Annotated in this window: 11 protein-coding genes and 1 tRNA gene; 3 read left to right on the top strand and 9 right to left on the bottom strand. The window is 49.8% G+C overall.

The features are described 5' to 3' along the window. Nucleotides 1-21: 21 nt before the first annotated feature. A tRNA-Pro gene (locus BLP55_RS00010) sits at nt 22-96 on the bottom strand. Between the two features lie 174 nt (nt 97-270). Between BLP55_RS00010 and trxB the strand changes: the two genes are divergently transcribed. After that, entirely contained in the window at nt 271-1,215 is a 945-nt protein-coding gene (trxB, locus tag BLP55_RS00015; protein WP_091140693.1) for a thioredoxin-disulfide reductase, read from the top strand. 51 nt (nt 1,216-1,266) lie between these two features. Here trxB and BLP55_RS00020 read toward each other — a convergent pair whose 3' ends face one another. The 8 genes from BLP55_RS00020 to BLP55_RS00055 form a co-directional block, all read right to left on the bottom strand. Further along, nucleotides 1,267-2,097 carry a GIN domain-containing protein gene (locus BLP55_RS00020; RefSeq protein ID WP_091139762.1) on the bottom strand — a complete coding sequence of 277 codons (831 nt, stop codon included), beginning with the start codon at nt 2,095-2,097 and terminating at the stop codon, nt 1,267-1,269. 51 nt (nt 2,098-2,148) lie between these two features. Continuing rightward, nucleotides 2,149-2,994: a transglutaminase domain-containing protein gene (locus tag BLP55_RS00025; protein WP_091139766.1), complete on the bottom strand. Its 846-nt coding sequence runs from the start codon at nt 2,992-2,994 to the stop codon at nt 2,149-2,151. A 149-nt stretch (nt 2,995-3,143) separates the two neighbouring features. Further along, a complete protein-coding gene (locus tag BLP55_RS00030; protein WP_091139770.1) occupies nt 3,144-6,722 on the bottom strand; it encodes an ABC transporter permease/M1 family aminopeptidase in 3,579 nt (1,192 codons plus the stop codon). Between the two features lie 11 nt (nt 6,723-6,733). Further along, nucleotides 6,734-7,606, bottom strand: coding sequence for an ABC transporter ATP-binding protein (locus BLP55_RS00035; protein ID WP_091139775.1), 873 nt, complete (start codon nt 7,604-7,606; stop codon nt 6,734-6,736). Between the two features lie 107 nt (nt 7,607-7,713). Beyond that, a complete protein-coding gene (locus tag BLP55_RS00040; RefSeq protein WP_091139777.1) occupies nt 7,714-8,445 on the bottom strand; it encodes a head GIN domain-containing protein in 732 nt (243 codons plus the stop codon). A 2-nt stretch (nt 8,446-8,447) separates the two neighbouring features. Continuing rightward, nucleotides 8,448-10,184, bottom strand: coding sequence for a PspC domain-containing protein (locus BLP55_RS00045; protein WP_091139781.1), 1,737 nt, complete (start codon nt 10,182-10,184; stop codon nt 8,448-8,450). A gap of 5 nt (nt 10,185-10,189) precedes the next feature. Then, a complete protein-coding gene (locus tag BLP55_RS00050; protein WP_091139784.1) occupies nt 10,190-10,522 on the bottom strand; it encodes a PadR family transcriptional regulator in 333 nt (110 codons plus the stop codon). 239 nt (nt 10,523-10,761) lie between these two features. After that, on the bottom strand, nt 10,762-11,217 hold the full coding sequence (locus BLP55_RS00055; protein WP_091139788.1) for a DUF4870 domain-containing protein: 456 nt from the start codon (nt 11,215-11,217) through the stop codon (nt 10,762-10,764). A gap of 155 nt (nt 11,218-11,372) precedes the next feature. On the opposite strand from BLP55_RS00055, the gene BLP55_RS00060 reads away from it, so the two are divergent. Beyond that, a complete protein-coding gene (locus BLP55_RS00060; RefSeq protein ID WP_091139792.1) occupies nt 11,373-11,825 on the top strand; it encodes a DUF4442 domain-containing protein in 453 nt (150 codons plus the stop codon). An 88-nt stretch (nt 11,826-11,913) separates the two neighbouring features. Then, entirely contained in the window at nt 11,914-12,819 is a 906-nt protein-coding gene (locus BLP55_RS00065; protein WP_091139794.1) for a TIGR01777 family oxidoreductase, read from the top strand. The last annotated feature ends 205 nt before the right edge of the window (nt 12,820-13,024 follow it).

Below are 13,024 nucleotides of genomic sequence, written 5' to 3' on the forward strand. Positions count from 1 at the left end.
CATCGACAGGGATTTGCTTTGTCGGGGTGGCAGGATTCGAACCTGCGACCTCCTGGTCCCAAACCAGGCGCGATAACCGGGCTACGCTACACCCCGAAAGCGGTGGCAAATATAAAACTATTTTTTGCTTTGACAAAAGTATTTTTTAAAATAGTGTGGCTGTTCATAAATTAGCGTCTATTGTGAATAGTTCGATAGCAAAAACCGATGGCTTCCGAAGAAAAAATCGGCAAGATTCTTTTACTTTTGTGCCTCAAAATTCATACAACCATGCCAGATATCGAAAAAGTAAAATGTTTGATTATAGGGTCGGGGCCTGCGGGTTACACGGCCGCCATTTACGCTGCGCGTGCCAACATGCATCCGGTGTTGTACCAAGGGGCGCAACCCGGCGGGCAACTCACGACCACCAACGAAGTTGAGAACTTTCCGGGCTATCCCGACGGCATTACCGGTCCCGAGATGATGGTCGAGTTGCAAAAGCAAGCCGAGCGTTTTGGAACCGATGTGCGCGACGGTTGGATCACCAAAGTCGATTTTTCGGCGCGTCCACACAAAGTGTGGGTCAATGACGTCAAGGAAATCCACGCCGAAACGGTAATCATCTCTACGGGTGCCTCGGCCAAGTACTTGGGGTTGCCATCCGAAATGCACTATTTGCAAACCGGCGGCGGCGTCTCGGCCTGTGCGGTTTGCGACGGTTTCTTCTACCGCAACCAAGAAGTGGTGATCGTAGGCGCAGGCGATTCGGCTTGCGAAGAAGCGCACTATTTGTCCAAACTTTGCAAGAAAGTGACCATGCTCGTGCGTAGCGAGAAATTCCGCGCGTCGAAAATCATGGAGGAGCGCGTACGCAAAACCGAGAACATCGAAATTTTGATGCATACCGAAACGGTCGAAGTCATCGGCGACGGCCAGGTCGTGAGCAGCGTCAAGGTGGCCAACCGCTCGACCGGCGAAGAATTGGTCATTCCGGCCACCGGTTTCTTTGTGGCCATCGGCCATAAACCCAACACAGATATTTTTAAAGATTACATCACGCTCGACGAAACGGGCTACATCATCAACAAACCCGGTACGTCGCATACCAATGTGGCCGGTGTTTTTGTCGCAGGCGATGCGGCCGACCACGTGTACCGTCAGGCGATCACCGCAGCGGGAACAGGCTGTATGGCCGCGCTCGATGCCGAACGTTTCCTGGCGTCGCAAGAATAAGCATCCGAAGCAATCCATAAAAAAATCCCGATCATCAGGTCGGGATTTTTTTTACTTGGTCGGTTTCTTGTAAAGCGTCGCGTTGTCCTGGAACCTGCGCAGGTCTATTTTCTGGTCGCCGTACAGCGAAATCTCGGCCTTGCCCGAAGCCTCGATGGCCATCCAGGTGTTGCACAAGATACTGCACACGCTGTAGCCCTCGGCGATGAGGTTGGCGTTCTTGGCTGTGAGGTTTTTTCCCGTAAAATTGGCGTTGTTGTCCAGACGTAGTTTGATGTCGTTGCTGTCGCCTTCGACCACGGCAGTCGATTTCTGGTACATGTCGATTTTGAGGAATGCCGACGAAATCAAGGCCTTGAGTTGCGCACTTTTGCTGAGCTCGATATGGGTTTGTTCGCCCGTAAGGTTGAGTTCGATCTTTGCTTTGTCGTTGGCGATGAGCGTAAAGTTCTTGCACTTGGCATTGGCAAAAATCTTAGCGCCGTCGAGCGCCTTGAACGTAAAATTGTCGAGCGACAGTTCGGCCAGCGCCGTGACGTTGGCGTCGTTTTTGGCCGTCACCATCTTCAAATCGCCGGTGTAGGTGATGCGCACGCTGAATTTTTTGTAGGATGTGGGCTCCTGACGCGCCGAAAGTTGTAGGATATTGGCGTGTTGCACCACCGAAATGGCTTCGTGCAGGTTGTCATCGGCTTCGATCTCTACGCCGCATTTGTCGCCTTTGACCAAAAATACCTCAAGGTTATCCGATACTTCGAGGTTGTCGAATTCGTCGATTTCCTTCTGGACGACGGTAACGATTTTAGAGCCTTTGATTTTTTCGCGTTGTGCGTGGCCAGACAGCGCCACCAAACACAGTAGGAATAGTAATGGTTTTTTCATGGGGTTAGATTTGGGACAAATATACGCAATGATTGTTTTTTTTAAAACCGGTCACTTGGTGGCCAGGTCTTGAAAATACTTCGGCAGTAATTTGATTTTATAATTGTCCATCACGAACAGGAAATGGAAATTCTTGCGCAGCAAAATGAGCATCGCCGACACAACAAACACCGGGAACTTACCACGAAATCTGTTGAAATAGCTATCGATTTCGCGGTTGCGGTAGTTGATGATCAGGAACGGGATGGCCTTGGCGTTGTATATGTTTTTCAATCGTTCGGTAGAATGCGGGCGGTAATCGGGTTCAAAAAAATAGAATGTGTTCGACTTTCCTTCGCGCGATCGCTTAAAGACCTCGATGCCCGAAAGTGGCACATTGTCGCCTTCGGCCACAAAGCAAAAACAGTGTTGTACGTCCATGGCGACCCATTTGCCGTATTTTTCAGAGTACACCTCGTTGAAGGTGTGGGCAAATCGTGCGTCAAAAAAACGGTCGATACATCCCCATTCTTTTACTCGGACACCATTGATCAGACAAAAATTGTTGAAGATTTGCGAAAAGTCACTGCAAACACCGCCATTGCCCTCAAGCATCATCTGTAAAGTTTTGTCCGAAGCATACCCCAGTCCGCGGCCACCTTTGACGTTTTTTCGCAAGTACCGCGCGATGGCCATACCTTTATCGAGTCCATCGGCGTCCTGCTCGATTTCGATTTTTTGATTGACCTCGAAGTACGACTGCGGGATGTCCGATGGCGTATTGGTGTCGGCATAGCCGCCCAAATGATCTATCTTATCGGCGCGGTTGTTCTTGGCCAATAGCAGGTATCGGGTATAGTACAATAACGGATGCCGCCTAAATATCCACTTTATTTTTTCCTTTGAAAAGAATGCCATTAAGTATGCGTATTTGCTGTAGGGTTAGCAATTCTCGGGGTTTCCAAATATATAAAAATATTTTTAGAAGCAACCCGCCGCATCATTTTAGCGTCGACAAAGAGCAAAAAATAACGAAAAGAAAACGCAAAATTACCCGATGCCGTACATTACTGGGTTACTTTCCTTAGGTTGTCGTCGGGCACCCTGTCGATCAGGTAATTGAAAGGATCAATCCCGACTTGATAAGGCAACGCTTTGATTTTAAACGTAAAAGCATTGTTTTTTTGCGTGACCTTGACCCGTTTTCGTGCGAGCACTTTTCCGAGGTTGGCATCGTCTTCGGGTTCACCGAATACGGCAATGTCTACATAATCGACCAATGGTGCTACCGTTTGCACGCCCATGGCATCGGCGTGGAATTTTTCCGAAAATGTCTTGACGGTCACCTCATAGCCCCCCGAAACCTTTTTGTATTGCGCGGTCAGCACGCGGTTGTTGAACAGCGTGATTTTCTCGAACATGTCCGAGATCAGGTATTGCAACGAATCGGGCGTGGCTTTTCTAAGTTCGCGCAACGCGGCATTGGCCGTAGGATAAGGCGGTTTCTTGTAGCCGTAATCGACAATCAGGTTGCGCAAGGCCCCGTTGACCTTTTGCTCGCCGATCATTTCCTTGAGGTAATACATGACCACGCTGGCCTTGTTGTAGTGGATGTATTGCTGGTTTTCGGTCTTGATCAGCGGATTTTCGCCCTCGAGTTCGCCGCTGCGGCCGTTGAGGTAGTCGTCCATTTCATACTCGAGGAATTTCTTCATCTTGTCTTTGCCGTATTCCTTTTCCATGACCATCAGCGCCGAGTACTGCGCAAATCCCTCGCTCATGAGTTCGCTGCCCTGCATATTCGCGCCGCAAACCTGGTGCGCCCAATATTGGTGTCCCATTTCGTGCGCGACCACATAAAATACCATGTCGATGTCTTTTTGTTTCACGTCGCGCAAATCGGTGATAAAACCAATCGCCTCGCTGTACGGCATGGTGCCCGGAAAGGCTTGTGCAAACGAAGCATACCGCGGGAATTCGATGATACGGCACTGTTTGTGAAAATACGGCCCGAAGTTCGAGGTGTAATAGTCGAGCGATTTTTGCATGCTCAGCAACATATTCGGCACATTGTAGGCATGCTGACGATCGTAGTACACCTCAAGGTCTACGCCGTTCCATTTTTGGCGCGCCACCTCGTAGCGTCCCGAGATGAACGAGTAAAAATTGAGCGCCTTTTGGTCGAGCTTGTAGTTGAAATATTTGCGATCGCCCTTGGTCCATGATTTTACCAACGAGCCTGGCGCAATCGCGGTTTGGTCTTTGGATGTACTTATGACGGTGTTAACCATCACCCAATCCGAATCGGCGCCGACATAGGTGTTGGCACGCGCCGTCAAGTTGTTGTCGTCGAGTTTGGGCATGCGCTCGCGTTTGGGCAGTTTCAATTTCGCCCGTCGGTTCTTGTCGGCCACTTCTGCGTCTTTGTTGTAGCCGATAGACGGCATGATGTCGGTATTGTTAAAGAAAGTGCCGTTTTGCGTGAGTTGCGTAAAACTGACTTCGTTCTCGAAACCGATGTGTTTTTTTTGCAAAGCGACGACGATCTTGATCGAATCGTTTGGCAACAACGGTTTGTTGAGTGTGTAGATGCGGTAAGGTAAGTCTTTGTCGTTTTCCTTGAGTGTTCCGGCCAGTTCGATCTCGACGTCTTCGCTGAGCTCGGGCATCGTGAAGTGGATGTCAGGGATCGGCTGGCCCGAAATGTTTTTGACCCACGCCGTGGCTTTGGTAGTCAAACCCCGCGTTTCGGGGAAGATGTCGATTTGGTAGTCGATTTGCGTGTAGCGCGGCTGGGCCAGATTTTCGAACTTTTTGTACCGCTTTTCGTATTGGATTTGTTTGTTTTCGGTTTCGTCGGGTGCGTCATTCAAGTTGCTGATTTTGGTGTTGTAGAACACAAATCCGGCGCAAAGCACAAATGCCAACAAGCTCAAGCCAATGGCCAATCTACGGCGTACAAATTGTTTGCGCGCCTGCAACCATCGGTAGCGGAATTGTTCCTCTTTGCCCCGCGTGTAGAACCCGACAATGACCCAACACAACAGCAGGCTGAACAAAGCCCAATACACGCTGAACCAGATTGTTCCTGGGACAAACGGCCCAAAACCGTTCATGTCAGAATAAGTAATCAATGGCAAACGTCCATACGTCAACATGTTCGTATTGATTTCCAGCAATCGCCAAATGAACGAGTTGACAATTACGAACGCCACAAACGCAAACCATGCAATGTACCGGTTGTTGATCAAACAATGGAACAATAAGGACAACACGCAAAGGAAAAACAGCTTGGTCATCCTGATCACCAGCAGCGATTTGAAATACACCCCTATTTCATAACGCGTGTAACCGTAAAGCGTTTGTGTGATGATCCCCAAAACGATCGAAAAAAGCATCACCAAAGCGATGGCCAACATAATCGCGATAATTTTCGAAGCCAGACGCGTGCCGGTGCCGATTGGCGTGGCGTCTTCGATTTCATTGATTTTGGCATCACGCTCCTTCCAGACCAATACACCGGTGTAGAAGGCCATGAACCCGTACATGAAAATATTGAACGCATCTTCAATGTTATCGACAACGATGTACGTCACGGGATAGCGCGTCGTCCCAAATTGGCTGGTTAGGGTAGCAAGGTTGACCACAAGTATGATCAAACCGATAGCCATGACAATGATATACGTTGGATTTTTAATGACCGACTTGGTTTCGAATACGATCAAATTCAAAAATGTGCGCCACGAAAAAACACCGGCTTTGTTCGGCTGGAAGGCCTTGTCGACCAAGGAAGGGACGGGAACTGCCTTGGCAGTCTTTTCTTTTTTGGCTTTTTCCTTGCGCGTATTGAACGAAAAACGCCAGTACACCAAACACAGGATCGCGATGGCAAAGCCAAGCCACACCAATCGGTTGACAAGCAGTTCGTCGGCCAGCGGCACAACGCTGAAGTTTTTCTCCGAAGGCGTCAGGTACTTGGTCATGATGTCGAACGGTTTGCGTCCGAACGGATCGAGCAGGTTGGCCAGCCATTCGTCCTGGATGTCGCGTGTAAAGGTTCCCGAAATGATGTAAAACACCAGCATCAACATCGACCCGATGAACGAAACGATGGTACTCCTGAAAATGATCGCCAGCGAAAACAGCAACACGCCCGAAATGATCACATTGGGCAACCCGAACGACAACAAGCCTTGTAAGTGCGCCGACCAATAGACCTCGCCAAAACGCTCGGGCGGGGCCATGTCGAACAAACTGGCCAGGGGTGGTCCGAGCAAGGTACCTATCGAGAGCCCTATCGTAGGGAGCGTCGAAATAAGCGCCGCCCCGATGAATTTGCCAAAAAAGTAATCCCTTTTTTTGATCGGCGACGAGAAAACGAACTGGTGCATGCCGTACTGGAAGTCGCGGTTGGCCGTCGCGTTCATAAACGCCGTGGTCATGAGCAGGCATACGATCGACATGGTTACATAGTAATTCTCGATCTGGTACGGCGAATTCTTGAACACATTGCCCGCCGTGTCGCCAATCACCACATTGTCTGAAGCGGTCGCAAAAAAAGCGAACAACGCATAAATGAACATAAAGATCCAAACCATTGGCGTCGAAAGCCAATACCGCAATTCAAAACGTATAAATTTCCACATGGCAGTTCGGTTTAGACGAGTTGGTTGAGTTTGGCGAAAAAGACATCTTCAAGGTTTTCCTCGGCGCGGTCGAAACCGTTGCCCGGCGCCGCTTCCGAAAATACGTGGATCAACGGTTGCCCGCCCACGAGTTTGTTCGAAATGACTTTGTATTGCTGTTGGTAATCGGCCAGTTCGGCCTTGCCGACTTTTTTCTCCCACACCTTGTCGCGCACCTCGAGCAGTGCGTCGTCGGTCTTTCCGCTAAAAAGCACGCGGCCGTGGTTCATGATCGCCATTTGCGTACACAGCTCGCGTACGTCCTGTACGATGTGCGTCGATAGGATCACGATGATGTTCTCGCCAATTTCGCTCAGGATGTTGTAAAAACGGTTGCGTTCACCCGGGTCAAGACCCGCCGTAGGCTCGTCTACGATCACCAGTTTGGGGTCGCCTATCAAACACTGCGCGATGCCAAAACGCTGGCGCATCCCGCCGCTGTAGCTGGCCACGGCCTTTTTGCGGTGCTCCCACAAATTGACTTTGACGAGCAACTGTTCGATCATTTGCTTGCGGTCGGCACCCGATTCGAAGCCCTTGAGCAGCGCGAGGTGGTCGAGCAAATCGACGGCCGATGTTCGCGGGTATACGCCAAATTCCTGCGGCAGATAGCCCAATACTTTCCGTACCGATGCTTTGTCGGCCAGCACGTCGATGTCGCCCAATGTCACCGATCCGGTGTCGGCATCCTGCAAGGTCGCGAGCGTGCGCATCAGTGACGATTTTCCCGCGCCGTTGGGCCCAAGCAGCCCGAACATGCCTTTGTTGATGGTGAGTGAAACGTCGTGCAGCGCGTGTACGCCGTTGCCGTATTGTTTGTCTAGGTTCTTGATGATTAACTCCATGGTCGTTTTTTGGATTGGTTTGCATGGGACGGATGGCCCGCTGGTTTGTTACAAGGATTTGGTTTTTGGGTGGGGTATAAAAAATCCCGCATACACGGGATTTTGTTTTATTGTAGCGTAATGCTGCCGCCCGAGCTGGCGTCTTTAGAAACCTGCTTAGGCGTGCCGCGGTAACTTACGTGGCTGCCGCTGCTAGCGTTGGCGTTGAGGCTTACCAATGGCTGCACTTCGATCGAACTGCCGCTCGACGCATCGCAAATCACGTCGTTGGCCAGCAACGACTCGGCGTTGACGACACTGCCGCTCGAGGTGTCGATGTCGAGCTTGAGCGCCTTGCCTTTGAGTCTCATCGAGCTGCCGCTGCTGCTTTCGAGCGTGAGGTTGTCGGACTCCACGTTCAGGTCGATGCCTCCCGCGCTGCTGGTAGACAGTCCCAGGTTCTGGCTTTTGATGGTGCCCGTCCCGGTGATGCTCGCCGCGCTCGATGCCTGCAAACTGGTGATGTTGGGCAACTTGACGACTATTTTCTTGGACGATGCGTTGCCGATGTTCACATCGCTCGTAATGGTGAGCACGCCGTTGTTGATGGCAGTCGAAATGTGGTCCTGCAGGTTTTTGTCGGCGATCACCGTAATCGATGCATCGGCCGATTGCGTGACCTCAAGATCCAGCCCGCGGCTGATTTCGATGGCCGTGAAAGGCGTGCTGTTGTTGCGGTTTTCGGTGACCACGTTGCCGTCGCCTTTGATGCCAGGACCCAGCCCCAGATCGACATCGTATTTGCAACCGGTAAGCGCCAGGGACAGCGACAATGCCAGGGATAATGCTACTTTTTTCATCTTTATTCGGTTTTGATGGTGATGCCGTCTTGGTTGATCTTGACGCTTTTGACTTCACGCGATACTTCTTTTTTGTCGTTTCTGATGAGCACGCCTTTCTCGTTGAGGATCAGCGTGTGCACAGAATCTGTAGCGGTGTCCATGTCGCCTTCTACGTCATCCCAATCATTTTCTTCGGGCGGACAGTCCAAACACTTGACCTGGTCTTCGTCTACACGGTACTTGTAATTGCCCGAGAAATGCAGGTTAAAGAAGGCGTCGTCTGAGCGGTCGAACTCTTCGACGCTGTCGTCGGTCTTGAACACGGTTCCTTTTGGTAAATATAGGAAAATTTCAACTTCCTGGTCGCGGTATTTGTTGCTGATTTCGGTGAGCAGGTAGTTGTCAAGGATCAACTGGTTGCCTTCGAACTTGTACCCGTACGTTATTTTCTCGGCGCGTTTCTTGGCCTCGGCGAGCGATTTGCCGTGCGCTTGTTTTTCGATTTGCAGGTAAGGCGCGACTTCATCGGTCTTGAGGATGTGGAACGCCACCTCATTCGAATAGATCAAATCCTTGCCCGCTTCGTCCTGCGTGAACAAAAAGTCGTGACGGTGGTAGATGTCTTTGGCGTAATAGTCGTTATAACGGAACTTGATCTGCAACGTATCGCCAGGCGTCAGTTGCAAGGTTTGTTTGTGCATCACTTTGCCGTCGAACGCGACCTCGGTGGCCTGCTTGACGCCCAACGTTGCCAGGATACCGACCGAAATCAACCATACGGCCAGCAAGGTGAGCTTGGCCACGGTGCCGATCGATTTGACATTGTCGACGAGCAACTTGAGCCCGAGCAAAAACAAGAAGAAAAATGGAATCCCGATGGCAAAAAGCCCGAGCAGCCCAATGGTCCACATCGGCAAATCGGTGTAATTGAGCGCATCGATGTAGTTCTGCATCGGCATGTCTACGAACGAGGTCGATCCGAGCGTGAAAAAGCCGATCACCAGACCAATCAACGACATCCCGGCGAAAATCGCGATCAGCGCACCCAGTACACGGGCAAACGCCTTGAAGATGACCGAGAACACATCACCCACGTTTCCCATGGCGCGCTCGAAACCCGTTTTGACACGGGCGCCCGCTTTGTTGTAGTCGGTGCTTTTTAGTTTTTCTGAAACGTTGTCGAACTCCTCACGGACTTTTTTTTCGATGTTCGAGATCGTGACCGGTTCGCCCGTCATTTCCAGTTTTTCGGCTGTGGTCACGGCGGCAGGCGTTACGGCCCACAGCACGATATAGGCCACGACGCCCGTACCAAAGCTGATACATACGAACAGTACGAAGAAGATACGTATCCAAACCGTGTCGATGCCAAAGTAGTGGCCGAGTCCGGTAGAAACGCCGCCGATCATGCCTTTGTCGGTGTCGCGGTAGAGTTTTTTGGATTTGCGCACGTAGTCGAAATTGGCGGATTCCTGTTTGTTTTCGCCGTCGTCCTCGATGCGGTAATCTTCTGGCTGGCCCATGATCGCGATGATTTCATCGACTTCGCGCACATTGATGACTTGTTTGTCGTGTGTGTGTTTTTCAGAGATGATTTCGGCAATGCGCATTTCGATGTCCTTGATGATTTCGTCCTGTCCGGTCGAATTCGAAAGCGACCGCTTGATGGCATCGAAGTAACGGGTCAATTTCTGGTATGCATCCTCGTCGATGTGGAAAAACATACCGCCTAAATTTATGTTTACTGTCTTGTTCATGACTTTTATTTTTGGTTTGTTGTGATTATGTTTACCGCATCGGACAATTCGGTCCAGGTGCCGTTGAGTTCATTGAGGAAAATTTTGCCGTTTTCGGTAAGCCCGTAGTATTTGCGCGGCGGTCCCGAGGTTGATTCTTCCCAACGGTAGTTGAGCAATCCGTCGTTTTTTAATCGCGTGAGCAGCGGATACACCGTGCCTTCTACGACCAGTAATTTTGCGTTTTTCAAAGTGTCTAATATTTCAGAAGTATAGGCATCTTTCTCTTTCAAGACCGATAAGATACAGAATTCTAAAACACCTTTGCGCATCTGTGCTTTTGTGTTTTCAATGTTCATGATTTCGGTTGTTTTTTAATTCAGTTTTCATTTTCTCTTCGCTTAAGCTGTTACACGTTCGTTTTTTGTTCGGCCGTGACTCCTGATCCCCAATGAAATTGGCAAAAAACAATGAGGATCAGGAAAGAAAAGTACGGCTTCACGGGTGATTGATGATTGATTGATTTTTTCCGCTGCGCTCCAAACAGTTCGGCTACGCCTCGGGTGATGATTGATTGTGATTGATGATTGAAACTTCGTTATTTTAGGAATGGAATCGTCAGTGGATATTTAAAGTCTTCGCCGTTCGAGGATTGTACCGATGCATAGATGACCAGGAAAAATTCGACCACCTTGAGCAAGAAGAAGAACCCCGCGGCGATGATGGCTACGGCCACGATACCAGTGACGTTGGCCAGGCTGAAATCTTCGAGTATCCAATCTTCGCCATGAAAGATGCTCGACATCGAGACATTCTTGAATACGGTAACAAACAGTACAGGAAAGGCAATCAGACACAACACCAACGAGTAGAGGAACAGGCTCAACTGGAAGTTGATGGCGCGTTTGCCCTGTTGGTCGATGAATGTCGATTTGTCTTTGGTAGCACTCCAAATGATGATCGGGAAAATGTAATTCCCGAACGGGATCAGGTATTGGGTCAGCGTGCTCAGGTGGATCAGCGCGGCGGTGTTTTTGGTACTATTGGTTTCCATAGTTCTAAATGTTGGATAGTAATTTCTTATGCAAATATATATTCAAAAACCAGTATCTTGTTTTGCATAGTACTAATTATTAACAAAAATTTAACAATAAGATTTATCCGAAATCTGGAGTCTAAAGTGCTATATTGCAGTAAATACAATGCGTTATGTCTGTTTCTCCGCGAAAGATCAACACCTTCCTTTTTTTTAAATTACCGGCCGCATTTTGGTGTGGCGTGCGTACGCAAACCATCGACGATGGCTGCTGTACGACAACCGTCACGCACCGTTGGATCAACCAGAATCCGTTCAAATCGATGTATTTTGCCGTGCAGGCCATGGCCGCCGAATTGTCGACGGGTGCGCTCGTCATGCGCCACATCAACCAATCGGAACATAAGATTTCGATGTTGGTGGCCGCGCACAAATCTACCTACCACAAGAAGGCAACGGGGCGTATCGTTTTTAGTTGTCGGGACGGCGAATCCATCAAACAAGCGATCGAAAAAGCGGTAGAAACAGGCGAGGGGCAAACCTGCTGGATGCAATCTACAGGTGTGAACGGCAACGGGGAAATTGTTTCCGAAATGCACTTCGAATGGACCGTCAAGGCCAGATAGCCGCGTTAAACCTTACCCAATTAACATTTAATTTGAGCGACAGGGGCGTAATTTTGGGGCAAGGCGCACGCCAGCAAAATTCCAATCCATGAAGTTATTGATTACCGGTGCAACAGGAATGATCGGTTCCGAACTCAGTGCATTGCTGTTGCAAAACGGACACAGTGTGCATTATTTGACGCTTTCCCCCAAAGACCTCAAGGACGAACCCAACTTCAAGGGTTTTTTGTGGAACCCGCAACAGGGTGTCATCGACGAGAACTGTATGTTGGGCGTAGACGTGGTGATCCATCTCGCGGGCGCGCCCATCTCTGGCCGTTGGACCGAACGCTACAAGCAGGAAATCATCGAAAGCCGTATCGTGTCGGCCAATTTGCTTTACAAGTTGCTCAAGAACAACCCGCATCAGGTAAGGCAATTCCTGTCGGCATCGGCCATAGGCGTGTATCCCGACGATCTTTCAAAGACCTATTCCGAGGACGAAAAAGAGGTCGACGCATCGTTTTTGGGCCAAGTGGTCGTCAAGTGGGAAGCGTCGGTAGACAAATTCAAATCGCTCAACATCAACGTTTGCAAAATTCGTACAGGACTTGTACTTTCCAAGAAAGGAGGCATGTTGCAGGAGTTGATCAAACCCATCGGCATGGGCATGGGTGCGCCGTTCGGCAGCGGGCGACAATGGCAGTCCTGGATACATGTCGACGATCTGGTGCACCAATATTACTTTGCCGTCCTCAAAGGCTGGCAAGGCATCTACAATGCTACGGCGCCGCATCCGGTGACCAATGCGCAAATGACCAAGGCCATTGCGGGCAAGCTTAAAAAGCCGTTGTGGCTCCCGCACATCCCACGATTTGTGATGAAGTTGGTCTTGGGGGAGATGCATCTGTTGCTGTTCACGAGCCAAAAAGTGAGTTCGCAAAAGGCGGTCGACAACGGCTTTGAATTCAGGTACCCGACGTTGGAATCGGCGTTGGAAAACTTGTTGCCGTAATACCCATGAATGCCAGCAGGACAAAATTCTACAATCTCATTTGTTTTTTAACAAAAAGTGCGGATTCTCTGTATCTCAATGTCGGCGTGGTTTTTTAGGGGTAAACCTTACTCCCCCTTCCCTTACTAGGGACAACCTACAATTTTTTTCGATACCAAGGGTGAGGAAAATCTGTATTCTTAAGTGATCCCGATCGGTTTTCGGT

Source organism: Flavobacterium caeni (assembly GCF_900101895.1).
GTDB classification, from domain to species: Bacteria; Bacteroidota; Bacteroidia; order Flavobacteriales; family Flavobacteriaceae; genus Flavobacterium; species Flavobacterium caeni.